Source organism: Novosphingobium sp. BL-S-24, assembly GCF_055521575.1.
Map to the genome: position 1 here is coordinate 1,881,473 of NZ_CM145488.1, position 18,254 is coordinate 1,899,726.

The 18,254-nt window shown below is 60.3% G+C and carries 18 protein-coding genes; 11 read left to right on the forward strand and 7 right to left on the reverse strand.

The features are described 5' to 3' along the window. Positions 1 to 32: 32 nt before the first annotated feature. Both groL and ACZ1JM_RS14370 read left to right on the forward strand, forming a co-directional pair. Positions 33 to 1,676 carry a chaperonin GroEL gene (groL, locus tag ACZ1JM_RS14365; protein ID WP_465133052.1) on the forward strand — a complete coding sequence of 548 codons (1,644 nt, stop codon included), beginning with the start codon at positions 33 to 35 and terminating at the stop codon, positions 1,674 to 1,676. A 269-nt stretch (positions 1,677 to 1,945) separates the two neighbouring features. Further along, positions 1,946 to 3,007, forward strand: coding sequence for a serine hydrolase (locus ACZ1JM_RS14370; protein ID WP_465133053.1), 1,062 nt, complete (start codon positions 1,946 to 1,948; stop codon positions 3,005 to 3,007). A gap of 59 nt (positions 3,008 to 3,066) precedes the next feature. Here the strand turns inward: ACZ1JM_RS14370 and ACZ1JM_RS14375 are convergent, their stop codons facing one another. Next, positions 3,067 to 3,393 (reverse strand): hypothetical protein, encoded by a 327-nt coding sequence (locus ACZ1JM_RS14375; protein WP_465133054.1) that lies wholly within the window; start codon positions 3,391 to 3,393, stop codon positions 3,067 to 3,069. 212 nt (positions 3,394 to 3,605) lie between these two features. Here ACZ1JM_RS14375 and polA point away from each other — a divergent pair, with 212 nt between their 5' ends. From polA to ACZ1JM_RS14395, 4 genes are all read left to right on the forward strand, one after another. Further along, positions 3,606 to 6,461, forward strand: coding sequence for a DNA polymerase I (gene polA / locus ACZ1JM_RS14380; RefSeq protein ID WP_465135086.1), 2,856 nt, complete (start codon positions 3,606 to 3,608; stop codon positions 6,459 to 6,461). A gap of 98 nt (positions 6,462 to 6,559) precedes the next feature. Next, entirely contained in the window at positions 6,560 to 7,711 is a 1,152-nt protein-coding gene (locus tag ACZ1JM_RS14385) for a mechanosensitive ion channel family protein (RefSeq protein ID WP_465133055.1), read from the forward strand. A 232-nt stretch (positions 7,712 to 7,943) separates the two neighbouring features. Further along, positions 7,944 to 8,150, forward strand: coding sequence for a cold-shock protein (locus ACZ1JM_RS14390; protein WP_465133056.1), 207 nt, complete (start codon positions 7,944 to 7,946; stop codon positions 8,148 to 8,150). Between the two features lie 64 nt (positions 8,151 to 8,214). Further along, entirely contained in the window at positions 8,215 to 8,418 is a 204-nt protein-coding gene (locus tag ACZ1JM_RS14395) for a hypothetical protein (RefSeq protein WP_465133057.1), read from the forward strand. A 268-nt stretch (positions 8,419 to 8,686) separates the two neighbouring features. Here ACZ1JM_RS14395 and infA read toward each other — a convergent pair whose 3' ends face one another. Next, positions 8,687 to 8,953, reverse strand: coding sequence for a translation initiation factor IF-1 (infA, locus tag ACZ1JM_RS14400; protein ID WP_465133058.1), 267 nt, complete (start codon positions 8,951 to 8,953; stop codon positions 8,687 to 8,689). 448 nt (positions 8,954 to 9,401) lie between these two features. On the opposite strand from infA, the gene ACZ1JM_RS14405 reads away from it, so the two are divergent. Then, complete coding sequence (locus tag ACZ1JM_RS14405) at positions 9,402 to 9,680, forward strand: hypothetical protein (protein WP_465133059.1); 279 nt, start codon at positions 9,402 to 9,404, stop codon at positions 9,678 to 9,680. 71 nt (positions 9,681 to 9,751) lie between these two features. On the opposite strand, the gene ACZ1JM_RS14410 is transcribed toward ACZ1JM_RS14405, so the two are convergent. The 4 genes from ACZ1JM_RS14410 to ACZ1JM_RS14425 all read right to left on the reverse strand — a co-directional run bounded on the left by ACZ1JM_RS14410 (position 9,752) and on the right by ACZ1JM_RS14425 (position 14,386). Continuing rightward, entirely contained in the window at positions 9,752 to 12,067 is a 2,316-nt protein-coding gene (locus ACZ1JM_RS14410) for a CDC48 family AAA ATPase (protein ID WP_465133060.1), read from the reverse strand. Positions 12,068 to 12,146: 79 nt separating this feature from the next. After that, complete coding sequence (locus ACZ1JM_RS14415) at positions 12,147 to 12,377, reverse strand: hypothetical protein (protein WP_465133061.1); 231 nt, start codon at positions 12,375 to 12,377, stop codon at positions 12,147 to 12,149. 187 nt (positions 12,378 to 12,564) lie between these two features. Continuing rightward, positions 12,565 to 13,347, reverse strand: a complete 783-nt coding sequence (locus tag ACZ1JM_RS14420; protein ID WP_465133062.1) for a universal stress protein — start codon at positions 13,345 to 13,347, stop codon at positions 12,565 to 12,567. Positions 13,348 to 13,510: 163 nt separating this feature from the next. Further along, complete coding sequence (locus ACZ1JM_RS14425) at positions 13,511 to 14,386, reverse strand: LysR family transcriptional regulator (RefSeq protein WP_465133063.1); 876 nt, start codon at positions 14,384 to 14,386, stop codon at positions 13,511 to 13,513. 105 nt (positions 14,387 to 14,491) lie between these two features. On the opposite strand from ACZ1JM_RS14425, the gene ACZ1JM_RS14430 reads away from it, so the two are divergent. The 4 genes from ACZ1JM_RS14430 to ACZ1JM_RS14445 all read left to right on the forward strand — a co-directional run bounded on the left by ACZ1JM_RS14430 (position 14,492) and on the right by ACZ1JM_RS14445 (position 17,240). Then, entirely contained in the window at positions 14,492 to 15,199 is a 708-nt protein-coding gene (locus ACZ1JM_RS14430; protein ID WP_465133064.1) for a CoA transferase subunit A, read from the forward strand. After that, the gene (locus tag ACZ1JM_RS14435) at positions 15,199 to 15,849 is read left to right on the forward strand and encodes a CoA transferase subunit B (RefSeq protein WP_465133065.1); all 651 of its coding nucleotides are present in this window, start codon (positions 15,199 to 15,201) and stop codon (positions 15,847 to 15,849) included. The genes ACZ1JM_RS14430 and ACZ1JM_RS14435 overlap by 1 nt, the downstream gene beginning before the upstream one ends. Positions 15,850 to 15,936: 87 nt before the next feature. Then, positions 15,937 to 16,623 carry a glutathione S-transferase family protein gene (locus ACZ1JM_RS14440; RefSeq protein WP_465133066.1) on the forward strand — a complete coding sequence of 229 codons (687 nt, stop codon included), beginning with the start codon at positions 15,937 to 15,939 and terminating at the stop codon, positions 16,621 to 16,623. A gap of 71 nt (positions 16,624 to 16,694) precedes the next feature. Beyond that, positions 16,695 to 17,240 (forward strand): glutathione peroxidase, encoded by a 546-nt coding sequence (locus tag ACZ1JM_RS14445; protein WP_465133067.1) that lies wholly within the window; start codon positions 16,695 to 16,697, stop codon positions 17,238 to 17,240. 54 nt (positions 17,241 to 17,294) lie between these two features. On the opposite strand, the gene ACZ1JM_RS14450 is transcribed toward ACZ1JM_RS14445, so the two are convergent. Continuing rightward, positions 17,295 to 18,146 (reverse strand): sulfurtransferase, encoded by an 852-nt coding sequence (locus ACZ1JM_RS14450; RefSeq protein WP_465133068.1) that lies wholly within the window; start codon positions 18,144 to 18,146, stop codon positions 17,295 to 17,297. Positions 18,147 to 18,254 lie beyond the last annotated feature (108 nt).

Consider the following 18,254-nt stretch of genomic DNA (forward strand, 5'->3'; position numbering starts at 1 on the left):
CCATCCTGCTGATTTTTTGAAGGAATACTGATATGGCTGCCAAGGACGTACGCTTTTCGCGTGACGCTCGCGAGCGCATTCTCGCCGGTGTCGACACCCTCGCCAACGCCGTCAAGGTGACCCTGGGCCCCAAGGGCCGCAACGTCGTCATCGACAAGAGCTTCGGCGCTCCGCGCATCACCAAGGACGGCGTCACCGTCGCCAAGGAAATCGAACTCAAGGACAAGTTCGAGAACATGGGCGCGCAGATGCTGCGCGAAGTGGCTTCGAAGGCCAACGACAAGGCTGGTGACGGCACCACCACCGCAACCGTTCTTGCCCAGGCGATCGTTCGCGAAGGCATGAAGTCGGTCGCCGCCGGCACCAACCCGATGGATCTGAAGCGCGGCATCGATCTTGCCGTTCTCAAGGTCGTTGAAAACCTCAAGAGCCGCTCGACCCCGGTCGCCGGTTCGTCGGAAATCGCCCAGGTCGGCATCATCTCGGCTAACGGCGACGTGGAAGTCGGTGAGAAGATCGCCGAAGCCATGGAAAAGGTCGGCAAGGAAGGCGTTATCACCGTCGAAGAGGCCAAGGGTCTCGAGTTCGAACTCGATGTCGTCGAAGGCATGCAGTTCGACCGTGGCTACCTCTCGCCCTACTTCGTCACCAACCCGGAGAAGATGACGGTCGAGCTTGAAAATCCGTACATCCTCATCCACGAAAAGAAGCTGTCGTCGCTCCAGGCGCTCCTTCCGATCCTGGAAGCGGTCGTGCAGTCGGGTCGTCCTCTGCTGATCATCGCCGAAGACATCGAGGGTGAGGCTCTCGCCACGCTCGTCGTCAACAAGCTGCGTGGCGGCCTGAAGATCGCAGCCGTCAAGGCTCCTGGCTTCGGCGATCGCCGCAAGGCCATGCTGGGCGATATCGCCACGCTGACCGCCGGTGAAATGATCTCCGAAGACCTCGGCATCAAGCTTGAGAGCGTAACGCTCGGCATGCTTGGCCAGGCCAAGAAGATCACGATCGACAAGGACAACACCACGATTGTCGATGGCAACGGTTCGGCCGAAGACATCAAGGGTCGCGTTGACCAGATCCGTTCGCAGATCGAAGTCACCACTTCAGACTACGACCGCGAAAAGCTGCAGGAGCGTCTCGCCAAGCTTGCTGGCGGCGTAGCTGTCATCAAGGTCGGCGGCGCTTCGGAAGTCGAAGTGAAGGAGCGCAAGGATCGCGTTGACGATGCTCTGCACGCTACCCGCGCAGCCGTTGAAGAAGGCATCGTCCCCGGTGGCGGTACGGCTCTTCTGTACGCAACCAAGGCTCTCGAAGGCCTGTCCGGCGCGAACGAAGACCAGACCCGCGGCATCGACATCATCCGCAAGGCGATCACCGCCCCGGTGAAGCAGATTGCCGAGAACGCCGGCAGCGACGGCGCGGTTGTCGCTGGCAAGCTGCTCGACCAGTCGGACGAGTCGCTGGGCTTCAACGCGTCGACCGACGTGTATGAAAACCTCAAGGCCGCTGGCGTCATCGACCCGACCAAGGTCGTTCGCACCGCGCTGCAGGACGCAGCTTCGGTTGCCGGTCTGCTGATCACCACGGAAGCGGCGATCGTCGAGCGCGCCGAGGACAAGCCTGCAATGCCGGCAATGCCCGGCGGCATGGGCGGCATGGGCGACATGGGCTTCTAAGAAGCTCGGGGTAGGCGGGAGAAGAGGTTCTCCCGTTGGCCAATCTGCCAAAAACGAAAGGGCCGGACAGCGCTGCTGTTCGGCCCTTTTGCTGTCTACCTACCAATGTTTGCTATTTGTCCGGCGGATCCGATGGTTCATCAGGGCGAAAGAAAGCTGCGCACTTTGGCAATTGGCGCATAATCCACGCAGTTCGTCGCTGGCGGGTGGCGCTTGGTCGTGGATTCTGTAACTTGTTGGAATATGGACGATCTTAGGGTGGGGGCTGCATGACCCGGGCAAACCGGTTCTTTTCGCGACGCCGCATGAACATCGGCGGCGTGATCAATTCCGTTACATTGGCGCTCTTGGGCGTTCTGGCGCCACTCGGCTTTGCGCACGCGGAACCACTGGGTCCGGTTACCAGAGCGACGGAACAAGTCGAAGTTCAGAGCAGCTTCGATGACATTTTCGGCACAGAGCAGCGCGCGCCCCGGACGTACTCGTCCCCCTTTGGCCAGCAGCTCGCAGCCGTCGCTAACGCTTCCCAAGGGCGCATAGGTGTGGCGGCAATGGACCTGAGCACGGGCCGCATGGTCGATGTGCTGGGCCATCAGCGTTTCCCTATGGCGAGTACCAGCAAGATCGCCATTGCCGCCACGTTTCTGGATGGCGTGGACAAAGGCAAATGGAGCCTCAGCAGCGAATTTCCGTTGATGGTGCCGGTAGCCTCGGCCCCGTTTTCCAGCGCCATCGCGCCCGTTCGTCCCGGCGAATACATGAGCGCGACGCGCCTGATCGAATTGATGATCACCCGATCCAACAATTACGCGACCGATGCACTACTTAAGGTCGTCGGTGGGCCGAAGGCAGTGAACGCATGGGTGCAGCGCGCAGGGATCGACGACTGGCACATCGATCGTGATATCGCGACCCTGGTCCGCGACGACGGTGCGATTGATCCGGCGCGGGTGGTCGACAATCGTGACAGTGCCACGCCCTATGCCATGGTGAAGCTGCTCGCCGGTATCTATCAGGGCAAGTGGCTCAGCCCATCGAGCCGCAATGTACTTCTAGGTGCCATGGGCCGCTGCGTAACCGGCAAGCGCAGGATTCCCGCCGGATTGCCGAGCACCGTCAGCGTTTCCCATAAGACCGGCTCCCTCAACAATACGTCAAGCGACGTCGGCATCATCCAGACGCCCGAAGGCAGGGTTTATGCCGTCGCGATCTATGTGACGGGGCAGGGTGGCAGGCCCGGCCGGGAAGCGCGGATCTCCAGCATCGCCCGCACGATTTTCAATGGATATCAGAGCGAAGCATCGGCGTTTCCGCAAACTGCGGCGCGCTGACGAAGGGCATAAAAAAGGGAGCCGATAAGCTCCCTTTTTCGTTCACTGGATCAACCCGATCAATTGGTCTTCGGGTTGCCGTCTGTCTTGTCGGCCATTTCGTTGGCGACGTCATTTGCTGCTTTCTGAGCATCAGCAGCGATGTCGTCAGTGGTCTTTTCGGCGCTCTTGGCAGCGTCCTTGGCAGCGTCGGCCGTATCATCTGCAGCTTCGGAAGCCTTGTCGCCAGCGCGGTCCAGCGCCTCGCCTACGCCAGTGGCGGAAGCCTGAATATCATCGCCAGCCGACGACGCGGCGGCTTCGGTCGCGTCCTGGGTCTTTTCAGAGCAGGCTGCAAGCGACATGGCTGCTACGGTAGCAGCGGCGGCGAAAACGATTTTGCGCATTTGTGCTTAATCCCTCTTTTCAGATTACCCCATCGGCGAAACCGCCGCTTGAGCCTTCATCGGCGGGCTCAACCCCGTCGTACTTGGCGCGTGTCGGCGTTTCAAGCGCTCCGCCAAAACTCCTATGCACAGCTTGGGTTCCTAGTGTCCGAAAGGAATTCATGACGACACATATGCTGACGTGCCGCCCCCACGCTGCTAGGGCATTGGCCATGGACTCCAAGCAGCATCTCTATCTTGTCGACGGCTCGGCCTACATCTTTCGTGCCTATCATCGGCTGCCCCCGCTAACCAACCCGGAAGGAACGCCTGTCGGTGCGGTTTACGGGTATACGACCATGCTGTGGAAGCTGGCGGAAGACCTCAACAAGGCAGATGGCCCGACGCATCTGGCGGTGATCCTGGACGCGAGCTCGATCTCCTTCCGCAACGAGATCTACGATCAGTACAAGGCTCACCGCCCCCCACCACCGGAAGATCTCGTCCCGCAGTTCCCGCTGATCCGGGATGCGACGCGGGCGTTCTCCTTGCCGTGCATCGAAGAGATCGGTTACGAAGCCGACGACCTTATCGCTTCCTATGCGCGGGCCGCGACCCGGCGTGGCTGGGACGTTACCATCGTTTCGTCCGACAAGGACCTGATGCAGCTTGTCGGCAAGTGCGCCCAACCTGACGACGGGTTCGAAGGCGGCTGCATCGACATGCTGGACACCATGAAGAACCAGCGCATCGATATACCGGAGGTGATCGAAAAGTTCGGTGTTCCGCCGGAGAAGGTTGGTGACGTTCTGGCGCTGATGGGCGACTCTGTGGATAATGTGCCCGGTGTGTTCGGGGTTGGTCCCAAGACGGCGAGCAAGCTGATCCAGGACTATGGCGATTTGGAAACGGCGCTGGCCGCAGCCCCGGACATGAAGAAATCCAAGTTGCAGGAACGCCTGATAGAACAGGCCGACCAGGCTCGGCTCTCCAAGGTTCTGGTGACGCTTAAGGAGGATTGCGCGCTTCCCCTGCCGCTGGATGATTTCCGGTTGGACGCCATTCCGCCCGAGCCATTGGCGGCCTTTCTGGGGAGGCACGGTTTCACCAGCCTTTTGAAACGGCTCGACACTGGAACCGGAAGCCCTGAACGCACAACGCAGCTCAATCCGGCCAAGCCTGTCAATCAGGCCGCAAAGGCAGACGCTGGCGCGGCTCGACAGCAACTGCCGGAATGGCCTGCGGTCGATCGCATGGCGTATGACTGCGTGACTACCGAAGCGCAATTGGATGAGTGGATCGCCCGAGCGGCGGCGGCAAGGGTCGTCGCCATCGATACCGAAACGTCGACGTTGGATTCGATGCGTGCCGATCTCGCTGGGATCAGTCTGGCCATTGGCCCGAACGAGGCCTGCTACATCCCGCTGGGACACGGCGGGACTGATATGTTTTCGGAAAGACCGGAACAGGTGCAGCTTGCAAATGCCCTGACACGTTTGAAACCCCTGCTGGAAAGCGATGCGATCCTGAAGGTCGGGCAGAACATCAAGTTTGACCTGAACGTGCTGGCGCGGCATGGGATAAACGTCTCGCCCGTCGATGATACGATGATCATCAGTTTTTGCCTCGATGCCGGTCGCTCATTGGATGGCATCGGCGGGGGGCATGGGATGGACGAGCTGGCGCAGCGCCATCTGTCGCACACGACCCTGACGTTCAAGGACATCTGCGGAACCGGCAAGAAGGCGATTCCCTTCGGCGAAGTTCCGCTCGACCGCGCGACACAGTACGCCGCCGAGGACGCGGACGTTACCTGGCGGTTGCACAGCCACTTGCGGCCCAGACTGTCTTACGAGGCAGGCACCCGAATTTACGAGCGAGTCGATCGCCCACTCATCCCGGTTGTCGCGCAAATGGAGCGGCACGGGATCAGGGTGGACCGGGAGAAGCTGGCGGGTCTCTCCAGCCAGTTCGCCGAAGCCATCGGGTCGCTGGAGAAAGACATCTTCGCCAAGGTTGGGCAGGAATTCACGATCGGCAGCCCCAAGCAGCTTGGCGACATCCTGTTCGACAAGCTGGGCTACAAGGGCGGGAAGAAGGGCAAGAGCGGGCAGTATTCAACCGACCAGTCCATCCTGGAAGGCTTGGCTGCGCAAGGGGCCGAAGTGGCTACCCGCGTGCTCGAATGGCGGCAGTTGTCCAAGCTTCGCTCCACTTACACCGAGGCGCTTCAGGCCGCGATCAATCCGGCGACCCAACGGGTCCACACCAGCTACAGCCTGGTCGGAGCGCAGACCGGCAGGCTTTCCTCCACCGATCCGAACCTTCAGAACATACCGATCCGCACCGAGATAGGCCGCCAGATCCGTGACTGTTTCGTGGCGGAGCCCGGCAACGTGCTGTTGTCGGCGGACTACTCTCAGATCGAACTGCGCCTTGCCGCGCACATGGCGGACGTTCCCAGCCTGAAGGACGCGTTTGCACATGGCGAAGACATTCACTCGCGCACTGCGATGGAGATGTTCGGGGTGGTCGATCGCGATACGCGAGGGCGGGCCAAGACGATCAACTTCGCCATCCTCTACGGCATTTCCCGCTGGGGTTTGGGGGGGCGGCTGGGAGTGGGCGCGGATGAAGCGCAGGCAATGATCGATCGCTATTTCGAAAGATTCCCCGGCATTCAGCGCTACATTCACGAAACGCTCGAAAGCGTTCGGGCCAAGGGGTATTCCGAAACCCTCTTCGGTCGCAAGACCTGGTTCCCGCGAGTCAATTCCAAGAACCAGGCAGAACGGCAAGGCTCGGAGCGGGCCGCGATCAACGCGCCGATCCAGGGCACCAGCGCCGATATCATTAAACGAGCGATGGTCCGCATGACGCCCGCACTGGCGGACGCAGGCCTGGGACATGTGCGCATGCTCCTGCAGGTGCACGACGAACTGGTGTTCGAACTGCCCGAAGCAGACGTGGCGGCGGCGTCGCCCGTCATCCGTCAGGTGATGGCTGACGCTGCTCTGCCTGCGGTGACACTCGACGTTCCCCTGGGGGTCGAGATCGGCTCAGGCGTCAGCTGGGGGGCGGCCCACTGATCCGATACCGTCTCCGGTAGTCCGGGTCGGTAAACGGGTCGCGGTGTTCGATCAGGCCAGCGCGGAACTTGCTGCAGCGCAGCATCGTTTTGCGTGGCATGATCGAATTTGTTGAACGTTATCTATCTTCGCTGCCTGGCTGGGCCGAAATGCCGCTGCTTGCGGTGGCCTGGGCAAGTGTGAGCGTCGCAATAGCGCTGATCCTGCACGCTGTGCTGTTCCGCATACTCAACCGGATCGCCACCGCGAGTTCGAGCGAGGCGGATGATATCGTGGTCAATCGCCTGACGGGGCCGACCCGCTGGGCCTTCGTATCTTTCGGCATCGCCTTCGCTGCCCGCGAGACCCCAGTGCTGCAGGCGCTTTGGTCGCGGTTCGATGGATTTGTCATGCCGCTGCTTACCGGATGGATCGCCGTTGCGGTGCTTCATGCATTCGTCGAAGCCATGATCGTCAGGGCCGACATTTCGGTCGAGAACAATCGAAACGCCCGCCGCCGTCGAACCCGACTGTCCATCTTCAGCCGTATCGGCACGTTCCTGATCGTGTTCCTGACGGTAGCCGGGGTGCTGGCCTCCATACCGGGGGTTCGTGAAGTCGGCGTGACGCTGATGGCGTCGGCTGGGGTGGCAGCACTAGCGGTCGGTGCGGCAGCGCAGCCGGCGCTCAAGGCTCTGATCGCTGGTTTTCAGATGGCAATCACGGAACCGATCAGCATCGACGACGTCATCATCCTCGACGGCGAATGGGGTCGGATCGAGGACATCCGCACGACTTACGTCGTCGTGCGCCTGTGGGATGAGCGGCGCCTGGTCGTCCTCTCCAACCGGTTCCTTGAAGACACCTTCCAGAACTGGACAAAAACGACGTCCCAACTGCTGGGCACCGTCTTCCTCTACCTTGACCACGCTGCCGATATTGGCCCGATCCGCGCGGAATACACCCGCGCAATCACCGCCCACCGGCTGTGGGACAAGCGCGCGCAAGTATTGCAGATGACCGATTGTCGCGATTCGACGCTGGAGGTTCGCCTGCTCATGAGTGCACGGGATGGACCCACGCTGTTCGACTTACGATGCGAAATCCGGGAGGCGATGATGGATTGGATCCGACGCGAAATGCCCGGTGCCTTGGCGCGGCACCGTCAGATGCCGGTTGCGTTGTCGGAAGTCGCCGCCGCTCCTTCGATGGTGGACATGATAGTTGGCACCCGATCGCCACCGAACAACGCGCCTTCACAGATCAACTGATGGGCGAAAAAAGAAAAATCCGAATACGTTGGGATTAAAATTATTTACATGCTATGACGAAGGTCGCTGACGTCGAAATTTGCGACGGTTTTCGGCAATATTGGGATCTTGCGCTGGAAGTACTTCCTGCAATTCCTCCTGCTTGCGACGATTTCCTTTCACTTGACGGCTTGACGCACGACCGGCGCGGTACGTTCCGCGCTGGAATTCTGTTTCTTGAAAGGAAACGATCATGCCAACCGGCACCGTGAAATTCTTTAACACCGACAAGGGCTTTGGCTTCATTTCTCCGGAAGACGGCGGGCAGGACAGCTTCGTGCATATCTCTGCCGTCCAGAATGCAGGCATGAGCACGCTCGAAAAAGACCAGCGCGTTTCATACGAAGTGGAAGTGGGCCGCAACGGCAAGGCGTCCGCTGTCAACTTGCGTTCCGCCTGAGAACGCATCCATCGGGGGTGCGGACAATCCGGCCCCCGATTTCAAAAGCTGTCAGGAGTTTGCAATGACATTCAGCCGCGAATTTTGTGATGGTCGGGCGCTTGAAGCTGCCACTGCCGCATCCAGTGCAACGCTTGATAACGTGCGCGATCGGGAATTGCGTTCCGAAGCGGCTTGGCGTGCGATGGCCGACCGTATCCGACAGACCGAAGAGGCCCGCAACGCCCGAGATGCTGCTCGTGTTTCCGAAGTACAGATGGACGCCTAAAGCATCCGTTAAATGCTAGGGTCAAGGAAAGCCCTTTCCCGAATAGAACACGGGAAAGGGGTCAGATCCTCTAGATCAATCAATCCACCATCGCGGCCACCAGGTTCCTAAGATCGGTCCTGGTCAACAATCCCGGGCAAACCGATCGTGTGTCGGTGCCGTGGGTAGCATTGTGATCGAAAAATGTTTTGGTCTTGGGGCGGCTGTTCCCGCCCATGATGTTGGTATGCATATTTTCCTGTAATCGCGGCGATGCGCCGCGTCGTATTTAGCGTCTGAAATTGCCGCGTCGTTGTCCGGGACCGGCCTGACCGGGAGTGCGTTCGCGGAAGACGATCCGGCCTTTGGAAAGGTCGTAAGGCGTCATTTCCACATGCACCCGATCACCCACGACTGAGCGAATGCGAAACTTGCGCATCTTGCCAGCGGTGTAGGCGATGATCTTGTGTTCATTGTCGAGCAGTACGGCAAAGCGCCCATCGGGGAGGATTTCCTCGATGTAGCCTTCCATCGTCAGCAGTTCTTCCTTGGCCAAAGTCTTCAGTTCCGAAAAAAGCGTTGCTCCCCACCGACCATGCCAACGGCAAAACGGCAAGTTTTGAGAGCCAAGCAGCTAGAAAAGGGAGGCGAGGCCGCATCAAGCGGCTGCACAATTGTCCCGTCGCAGGCGACGCAGCACCGCTCATATAAGGTATAGTGCACAAAATTGCAAACCATGCGGATACTTGTTGCGGCAAAGTCTGAATCAGTCGTTCGTAGCGAGCCCTAGCCACCGTGGGAATATTGCCCTAGGTTGCCTTCATCGCCGTACCATTCTTGCATATCGGTGACTGAGAGACCGACCGCGCTCCCGCAAACAGGAGAGCCTCGCATGGATCTCGCACTACCATCCAGCGAGATGCGCCGGTCCAGTTTCACGAGCCATGGGCATTTGCCGCGTTCGCTGACCGCCCCCTTTCTCCACTTTCTGCTGAGGATACGGCATGACGACTGCTGATGAAGAAACCCCCGAAATCAAGCCAAAGCGCACCCATTTCCGCCGTTCCGATCGACCAAAGCTAAGTCCTGACGCGGCAGGACGACAGGGGCAGGTTACCAAGCTGGCGCTTCAGGCGTTGGGCAAGGACGAAGCCATTGCCTATCTCAATCTCGCCAGTGACGAACTCGGCGGGCGCCCGCTGGACCTCGCCACTGCTTCCGCAGAGGGACTGCGCAAAGTAGAAATGGATTTGGCAGCACGAGGCGAAACCGCAGGCGCCTGATGCAAACGCAAAAGGCCCGGTCGCGTGACAACGACCGGGCCTTTCTTTTTATTTGTTAGTCCTGTTGGAAATCAGTCCCCGTGTTTGCGCTCGCGCGTCGGGGCCACCATGCCGGGAGCGATGAAGCCGATCGGAGTCACTTCCATCGCCCGCTTCTTCAATTCGCCTTTCATCCGCTGGTATTCTTCTTCCATCGCCTCGGTCACTGTGGCTCGGCTATCTTCTAGGGCTTCGTCGAAATCTTCGGCAGTAACCTGTTCGACCTGGGCACCGCGCTTGCGGATGGCGATCAGGCCGGCGCGGCGCACCACGTCTTCCAGATCGGCGCCCGTGAAGCGTTCTGTTCGTTCGGCGACCGACGCCAGCGACACGTCGCTTGCCAGCGGCATCTTGCTGGTGTGGATGCCCAGGATATGCTCGCGCCCTGCCGTGTCCGGTGTTCCAACGTAGACCAGCTCATCGAATCTGCCAGGACGCAGCAAGGCTGGATCGACCAGAGCCGGGCGGTTGGTGGCGCCGATCAGGACGACGGATTGCAATTCCTCCATCCCGTCCATTTCAGCCAGGATCGTGTTGACTACGCGCGCGGTGACCTGCGGCTCTCCACCCGATCCGCCCATTCCTCGGGCAGGGACCAGACTGTCGATCTCATCGATGAAGATGACGCACGGCGCGACTTGGCGGGCCCGGGCAAACAGGCGTGCGATCTGCTGCTCGCTTTCCCCATACCATTTCGACAGCAAGTCCGATGACTTGATCGAAATGAAGTTCGCCTCGGCTTCCTTGGCCACCGCTTTCGCGAGCAGGGTCTTGCCGGTTCCCGGCGGGCCGTAGAGGAGGAAACCCTTGGCCGGACGGATCCCCAGCTTGTGGAATGCTTCAGGGTTCTTGAGTGGGAGTTCGACCCCTTCCTTGAGTTTCAACTGTGCGTCATCGAGACCACCGATGTCCGTCCAGCCAATGGTCGGCACTTGCACCATGACCTCTCGCATGGCCGAAGGCTGTACGCGCTTCAGCGCCGCAAGAAAGTCCTCGCGGATGACCTGCAGGCTTTCCAGCACCTCATTCGGGATCGTGCGCGCCTCGAGATCGAGCTTGGGCATGATACGGCGCACCGCTTCAATGGCTGCCTCGCGTGCCAGCGCAGCGAGATCCGCGCCCACGAAACCGTGGGTGGTGCGGGCAAGTTCGTTCAGATCGACACGATCACCCAAAGGCATGCCGCGGGTATGAATGCCGATAATTTCGCGTCGTCCGCTCTCGTCCGGCACGCCGATCACGATCTCGCGGTCGAAGCGCCCCGGTCGGCGCAGCGCCTCGTCAATTGCGTCAGGGCGATTGGTCGCGGCGATGACGACGACATGGGCGCGGCTGTTGAGGCCATCCATCAGCGTGAGCAATTGAGCGACAAGGCGCTTTTCTGCCTCGCCGTGAACCTGATCCCGCTTCGGTGCTATCGAATCGATTTCATCGATGAAGACGATCGCTGGCGCAGCCTTCGTAGCCTCCTCAAAGATTTCACGAAGGTGCTTTTCGCTTTCGCCATAGCCGGACCCCATGATTTCAGGCCCGTTGATGGAGAAGAAATTCGCCTCGCTTTCGTTGGCTACGGCCTGGGCAAGGCGGGTCTTGCCGGTTCCTGGCGGGCCATGCAGCAGAACGCCCTTGGGCGGGGCTACCCCCAGGCGCGTGAACAGTTCGGGGTAGCGGAGCGGCAGTTCCACCATTTCGCGCAACTGGCGGATGGTATCGCCCATGCCGCCGACATCGTCGTAGTTCACGTCGCCCCGTGCATCATGCGCTTCTTCAAAGGTTTCGCGCAGTTCGACTTCGGTATCTTCATCGATATGCACAATGCCGCGCGGCGTGGTCGATATGACGTTCAGGCGGATCTGGGTGAGGGCATAGGCAGGGGCATTGAACATCCGGCGAAGCTGCGGCGGAATGTCGGCGACCTGCTGCTGCCCAGCGGTGGCGACAAGATCACCCTGAACCATCGGGCGACCGAAGAAATTGCGCTTCAGCGCGCCCGGAGGCCCTTGGAGGCGCATGTCCTTCTGAGCGGGGGCGAAGACGACGCGCTGGGCGGGGCGGGACTCCGCCTTTCGCACCACAACGTGGTCGCCGGATCCGACTTCGGCATTGCCTCGCTGAAGACCATCAAGCCGGATCACCTGAAGGCTTTCGTCCTCGTCATAGGCAAGAACTGCACGCGCGACGGTAACCGCCTTGCCGGTGATTTCAAGAGTATCGCCTTCGAGCGCGCCGATCTCGGACATCGATGCGCGCGACAGGCGAGCAATGCCTTGGCCGCTCTCTTCCTGACGCGCTGCTGCTACCTGCAGCTTCACCGTCCGCTCGTCAGTCCTAGTTTCCGTATCGGCCATCACGCTTCCCTTTTCAGCCCCATCCCAACGTCGATGAAGGCGCATCGCGCACGGCATCGATCAGGCGGCGACATCGCAGCTAGGTATCGCCGATCATGATTTCAAACCAACCATCCGGCCCGACGGCGGTTCCGATTGAACAGGCGAGATGCCAAGCGGATGAAGATGGATTGGGCACCGTAATGAGGACAAAAAAAGGCCCGGTCGTTTCCAACCGGGCCGTAGAAGTTTTGGGAGAGGATGCCTGAAAGGCGAGTTCTATATGCAGTGACTCGCTGTTTTGTGCAAGTGCGAAGTGACCGAGCTGCATTTGCGAAAATTGCAATCTACATTGCATATTTCAGCAACAAAGAGCCGCAATCACGTCCTATGAGGGAGGTTCATGTTTCTGAACTATTGTTCAGGTCCTTCCGAAATGTAGTCTTAGGGCTGCTTGCCACAGCATCAAGCGCACCAAATTGCGCTGCAGCGCGGCAAGATTTTGCTCTGTTGGTGGATCAGTGCGCTAGCAGCAGGGCGGGTGCATCCTCGGCACTCAGGAAATGAGCGGTGACGCCCCCGAACAGAAACTCGCGCATGCGGCTTTTGCCATAGGCGCCCATTACGAGCAGGTCGGCGCCGATACTCTGAATCGCGGCGGACAGTGTTTTCTCGGTTGAGTCGTGCCGTTCCACTTCCTGAAAGGCCGCACCGATGCCATGACGGGCAAGATACCGGACAGCGTCGTTCGCGGGGAAACCGCCGTTTTTCTCCGTTACCGTCAGGATCGTCACTGACGAGCAGGTCGTAAGAAGCGGAATTGCACTCCGAAGCGCCGCGGCCGCCTGTTCTCCACCGTCCCAGGCGATGCATATGCGTTGTGGGGGCAATCTGAATCTGCCGTCATCGGGCAAGGCAAGGATCGGTGTTCTGGATGTCAGAGCAAGATCACCTGCCAGTCCGCCCGACCGGGAAACGACGATGAGGTCACTCAACCGACCCGCATGCGCAAGCGCCGTCACCGGCTCATCTTCACAGCGAAGTACCTCGAACTCGACGCCGCTGGATGCGAGCTGCTGTTCGACTGCTACTGCTACTGCGTCATCGTCGCTTCGGGCCTTGTCTAGCGCGTCCGTCAAAACGTAGCTGCCGCCCATTGGGTCCATGGCGATGTACCGCGCTACTGGTGTATCGACGACGACGGTGAGATGCCCGTCGGAATGTCGCGCCAGTTCCGCTGCGGTATGAATTCGTTCCTGGGTTCCGGGCTTGCGGTCTGCGTTGACGAGTATCGAGCGCATGGTCATTCTCCCTCTGAACTGGCTCGGCCTGAAGGCGGCAAGCAGCTGGAACCAAGGGGCGCCAACGCCGTCACACCGGACAGGCAAGGGTCTAATGTAAAACCCTTGGCAGCCCTATCAGTTGCGTGGGACACATGCTGTAACGGTTCAGCGGTTTGAGAAATCATTTCGGGTCGATGACAAGTTGCGAGGCGCGTTTGAACATGTCGAGGATGACGGGATCGCGCTCCCGCGTTCGAATGGCGGCTTCAAAATTGACGGCATGGCGCGGCCGGGGCAGGACCTCTCGGAGCGTTCCAGCGGCAAGAGCGTCGCGCACCATCGTTTCGGGCAGGACGGCAGCGCCCTGACCCCCAGCCACGATCTCGATCAGCGTCCGGACGTTGTTGCACGTGTGCAGGGCACGAGGGGTGATACCGTGTTCGTCGAGCGTCTCGTGCGTTACGGCGTGGAGCGGCGAATGGTCGGGCAGGGACCAGACGGGCAGGCTACCGAACGATATCGTGGAGGCGGCCATCGCCGAACCCATCACCCACGCCAGTTCGACCGATCCGATCGGGGCGGTGCGCATACCCGGGCTGGCGACGGGACCAGCCAGGAAAACGATGTCACGAGTGCCGGCAAGGAGTTGCTGCAAAAGCGGCGCGGTCAGATCGATCTCGATTTCCATGGCGATACCCGGCCGGTCCCGCTCGATCGCATTGATGAAGGCGGGAAGACAGCTGGCTGCCGCAATTTCGCCGGCGCCGATCCGCACTGCGGCCGTTGCCCCGGCAAAATCGCTGGCTTCCAGCAGCACTCGCTCCAAGCCATGATACAGCGGTTCACTGGCCTGAACCAGCCGCCGACCACGGGCGGTCAGGACCATCCGCCGACCCTCTCGTTGGAAGAGCGGCACTCCCAGTTGCTCCTCTATCTCGCGAACGCGGGCTGATACGGCGGGCTGCGTGGTGTTCAGCCTCTGAGCCGCCGCTGCAAAAGTGCCGAGCCGGTCGATCCACATCAGGGTTTCGAGATGAAAGAGAGCGATGCGCTTCATCGCTCAATCATAAGCAATGAATATCTGAATTGATAAAAAATAATCGCTATTCGTAATGATAGAGGCGTTCTAGCCTGACTCTGCGATCGGAAGAGGATTTGCCCTATGAAAAAGATATACCCAAGTGCTGAAGCGGCGCTGGAAGGCGTACTGAAAGACGGCCTGCTGATCGCTTCCGGCGGGTTCGGCCTTTGCGGCGTTCCCGAGCGGCTGCTCGACGCCGTCCGTGCCTCCGGGGTGCAGAACCTGACGTTCGCATCGAACAATGCCGGCATCGACAACGAAGGTATCGGCAAGCTGCTGCGCACCAAGCAGGTCAAAAAGATGATCTCGTCCTACGTAGGTGAGAACAAGGAGTTCGAACGCCAGTATCTGGCCGGCGAACTGGAAGTGGAATTCTGCCCTCAAGGAACGCTGGCTGAGCGGATGCGTGCCGGTGGCGCAGGCATTCCGGGATTTTACACCAAGACAGGCGTCGGCACTCAGCTTGCCGAAGGCAAGGAAGTAAAGGTCTTCCGCGGCGAAGAGTATATCCTGGAAGAAGGAATTTTCGCCGATCTGTCCCTGGTGAAGGCTTGGAAAGCTGACGAAAGCGGCAACGTCGTGTTCCGCAAGACGGCCCGCAACTTCAATGTCCCGGCGGCGACATGCGGCAAGGTCTGCGTGGTTGAAGTGGAAGAGATCGTCCCGGTCGGAACGCTCGACCCGGACACCATCCACCTGCCCGGCGTCTTCGTCCAGCGCATCGTGCTCGGCGCGCCGTATGACAAAAAGATCGAATTCACGACCACGCGGGAAAGGGAGACAGCTTGATGTCGGAGCAAGGCAAAGGCTGGTCGCGTAACGAAATGGCTGCGCGCGCCGCGAAGGAATTGCAGGACGGTTTCTACGTGAACCTCGGCATCGGCATCCCGACCCTCGTGGCGAATTACGTGCCCATAGACATCACGGTCACGCTGCAGAGCGAGAACGGCATGCTGGGCATCGGTCCGTTTCCCTACCCGGACGAAGTCGATCCCGATCTGATCAACGCTGGCAAGCAGACCATCAGCGAGCTGCCGCAATCGGCCTATTTCGATAGCGCCACCAGCTTCGGCATGATCCGTGGCGGCCATATCGACCTGACGGTGCTGGGCGCGATGGAAGTGGCCGAGAACGGCGACATCGCCAACTGGATGATCCCGGGCAAGATGATCAAGGGCATGGGCGGCGCGATGGATCTGGTCGCCGGCGTGAAGAAGATCATCGTTGTCATGGAGCATACGTCCAAGAACGGCGATCCGAAGTTCATCCCGTCCTGCACGCTGCCGCTCACGGGCAAGAACGTGGTCGACATGATTGTGTCCGATCTCGCCGTATTCCAGCGGCCCGATCACGATAGCCCGTTCCGGCTGGTGGAAATGGCGCCCGGCGTGACGGCGGAAGAGATCGCTGCCAAGACGACGGCGCATTTCGTACACTGATCTGCGAATTCTGCCGGTCAGGCTCGCCATGCCTGACCGGCCACGCTATCTCCCCGCCATACTCTGCGCTGAGAGAGGGGACGCCCCGTGACTTATACGTTGATCACCGCCAACCGGAATTATTCCAGCTGGTCGTTGCGGCCCTGGGTGTTGATGAAAGCGTTGAACATCGCTTTCGAAGACGAGCTTGAGCCGTTCACCCAGCCGGTGAACTACGATGCGTTTCGCAGCTTTTCGCCCACCGGCCAGGTTCCCGTGCTGATCGACGAGGAAACCACCGTGTGGGATTCGCTCGCTATCGCGCTGTATCTTGCCGATCGGCATCCGGGCGTCTGGCCCGAGGATCCTGTGGCCAGAGCTTATGCCCAAAGCGCGGTCAGCGAGATGCACGGCGGATTTCCCACTCTGCGCGAAGTTTGCATCATGAATGTCGGGGTCCGGGTAAAATTGCGCCCGATGAGCGGGCAACTGGTGCGCGAGGTGTTCCGGATCAGCGAGATTTTTGAGCAGGGGCTTTCCCGCTTTGGCGGGCCGTGGTTGGCTGGCAAAGATTTCACCGCTCTCGATGCGTTCTACGCACCGGTCGCGTTTCGCGTCCGCACGTATGGGCTGGATGTGGGGCGCGGGCAGGTCTGGGTCGATGCCATGCTGAATCACCCCGCCATGCGCCAATGGGAAGCGGAAGCGTTGGTTGAAGAATGGCGGGAAGAAGCGCACGAAGCGGAACTGGCCGCCGCGGGTGACATCATTGTCGACTATCGGAAGGGCGCCTAGCCTGTCGGCACTTGTCGCGCCCTTTCGCGGCCCCCATAACTCGCAAGCATCCACATGGGAGACTTCTTGCAATGGCCGATCTCGCCTCTATCCCGCTTGAACGTATCGACGGTTCTGCTGACAAACTGGCCGATCACGCCGGTAATGTGCTGCTGGTAGTAAACGTTGCCTCCAAATGCGGCCTCACTCCCCAGTACGAAGGCCTGGAGTCCCTGTATGCGGAATACAAGGACAAGGGTTTTGAAGTCCTTGGATTTCCCGCAAACGACTTCGGCGCGCAGGAGCCGGGCACGCACGAGGAGATCGCTGAGTTCTGTTCGGTGAACTACGGTGTGTCCTTCCCTCTCTTCGCGAAGGCCGATGTGACGGGCGAAGGCAAGCAACCGCTTTATGCCGCGCTGACGCAGTCGGCCCCGAGCAAGCAGGGCCCTGCCGAGGAGTTTCGTGAAAAGCTGAAGGGCTACGGGATGACGCCGACCCAGGACCCGGAAGTGCTTTGGAACTTTGAAAAGTTCCTGGTCGCGCGGGATGGGACGGTGGCTGGCCGCTTCGCACCGGGCGTCGAACCCAAGGATCCGATCCTGGTTGACGCGATCGAGGCCGAACTGGCTAAGTGACGGCTCACGCCTGATCGTAAAAGGCGCCGGACCCGGTCTGGCGCCTTTTTTATGTTACGCCGGGCCAGTCGCCACGGGGCGGCTGGGATCGGCGATCCATTCACTCCATGATCCGGGGTAAAGATGCCCTGCGGGCAACCCGGCCACCGCCATCGCCAAGGCGTTGTGGCAGGCGGTGACGCCCGATCCGCACTGCAGGATCACGGGGCGGTCGGCTGTAACGGATGCAAAATCGGCGGCCAATTCATCGGCTGGGCGAAAACGTCCTTCCGGTCCCAGATTATCGCGAAAAAAGCGATTGCGCGCTCCGGGAATACGGCCAGCTACCGGGTCCAGCGCGTTGGCGGTGCCGACGAAGCGCGATGGATCACGCGCGTCCAGAACCTGCGCCGCTTGGGTGTCGATATTGGCGAGGACGTCTGCCGCGCTGACCGGCGACGGAACGAGCGGTTCACCTTGCTCGAAATCCCCCGTCTGCGCGATCGAAGCCGCGCCGGTCTCCAGTGGCAGGCTGGCCGCGACCCAAGCGGGCTTGCCTCCATCGAGCACAGCCACGTTGGCGTGACCCAGCCATCGCAGTAACCACCATGCCCGCGCAGCCCAGGCACCGCCATTGCTGTCATAGGCAACGACCTGCTGATCGCGGTGCAATCCCTGGACCCTGAGCCAAGCGGCCAGAACAACAGGTGCAGGGAGGGGATGGCGTCCATTGCTGCCATCGGGAGGCGACGACAGGTCGTCATCAAGGTGCGCATACCGCGCGCCGGGGAGATGGCCCTTTGCGTAGATCGCCCGGCCCTTGTCGGATTCGCCCAGATCGAATTCGCAATCCAGCACCAGCACGTCCGCGCCGCTTGCCAGCAAATCCTTGAGAGCGTCCGCGGAGATCAAGGTTTGATATGCCATCGCTTGCCCCATCCAGTCAGATTGAACCTTGCGATAGGCGCGATCGCCCACTCCTGTCGACTGCTCGAAACGAAGCGTGGGAGTTCAAGTAGCTCGCGCGCAACGAGA

What these genes read in the sequence shown, in the direction of transcription:
- groL (WP_465133052.1), top strand. Translation starts at nt 33, where the DNA reads ATGGCTGCCAAGGACGTACGCTTTTCGCGTGACGCTCGCGAGCGCATT.
- ACZ1JM_RS14370 (WP_465133053.1), top strand. Translation starts at nt 1,946, where the DNA reads ATGACCCGGGCAAACCGGTTCTTTTCGCGACGCCGCATGAACATCGGC.
- ACZ1JM_RS14375 (WP_465133054.1), bottom strand. Translation starts at nt 3,393, where the DNA reads ATGCGCAAAATCGTTTTCGCCGCCGCTGCTACCGTAGCAGCCATGTCG.
- polA (WP_465135086.1), top strand. Translation starts at nt 3,606, where the DNA reads ATGGACTCCAAGCAGCATCTCTATCTTGTCGACGGCTCGGCCTACATC.
- ACZ1JM_RS14385 (WP_465133055.1), top strand. Translation starts at nt 6,560, where the DNA reads ATGATCGAATTTGTTGAACGTTATCTATCTTCGCTGCCTGGCTGGGCC.
- ACZ1JM_RS14390 (WP_465133056.1), top strand. Translation starts at nt 7,944, where the DNA reads ATGCCAACCGGCACCGTGAAATTCTTTAACACCGACAAGGGCTTTGGC.
- ACZ1JM_RS14395 (WP_465133057.1), top strand. Translation starts at nt 8,215, where the DNA reads ATGACATTCAGCCGCGAATTTTGTGATGGTCGGGCGCTTGAAGCTGCC.
- ACZ1JM_RS14405 (WP_465133059.1), top strand. Translation starts at nt 9,402, where the DNA reads ATGACGACTGCTGATGAAGAAACCCCCGAAATCAAGCCAAAGCGCACC.
- ACZ1JM_RS14410 (WP_465133060.1), bottom strand. Translation starts at nt 12,067, where the DNA reads ATGGCCGATACGGAAACTAGGACTGACGAGCGGACGGTGAAGCTGCAG.
- ACZ1JM_RS14415 (WP_465133061.1), bottom strand. Translation starts at nt 12,377, where the DNA reads ATGCAGCTCGGTCACTTCGCACTTGCACAAAACAGCGAGTCACTGCAT.
- ACZ1JM_RS14420 (WP_465133062.1), bottom strand. Translation starts at nt 13,347, where the DNA reads ATGCGCTCGATACTCGTCAACGCAGACCGCAAGCCCGGAACCCAGGAA.
- ACZ1JM_RS14425 (WP_465133063.1), bottom strand. Translation starts at nt 14,386, where the DNA reads ATGAAGCGCATCGCTCTCTTTCATCTCGAAACCCTGATGTGGATCGAC.
- ACZ1JM_RS14430 (WP_465133064.1), top strand. Translation starts at nt 14,492, where the DNA reads ATGAAAAAGATATACCCAAGTGCTGAAGCGGCGCTGGAAGGCGTACTG.
- ACZ1JM_RS14435 (WP_465133065.1), top strand. Translation starts at nt 15,199, where the DNA reads ATGTCGGAGCAAGGCAAAGGCTGGTCGCGTAACGAAATGGCTGCGCGC.
- ACZ1JM_RS14445 (WP_465133067.1), top strand. Translation starts at nt 16,695, where the DNA reads ATGGCCGATCTCGCCTCTATCCCGCTTGAACGTATCGACGGTTCTGCT.
- ACZ1JM_RS14450 (WP_465133068.1), bottom strand. Translation starts at nt 18,146, where the DNA reads ATGGCATATCAAACCTTGATCTCCGCGGACGCTCTCAAGGATTTGCTG.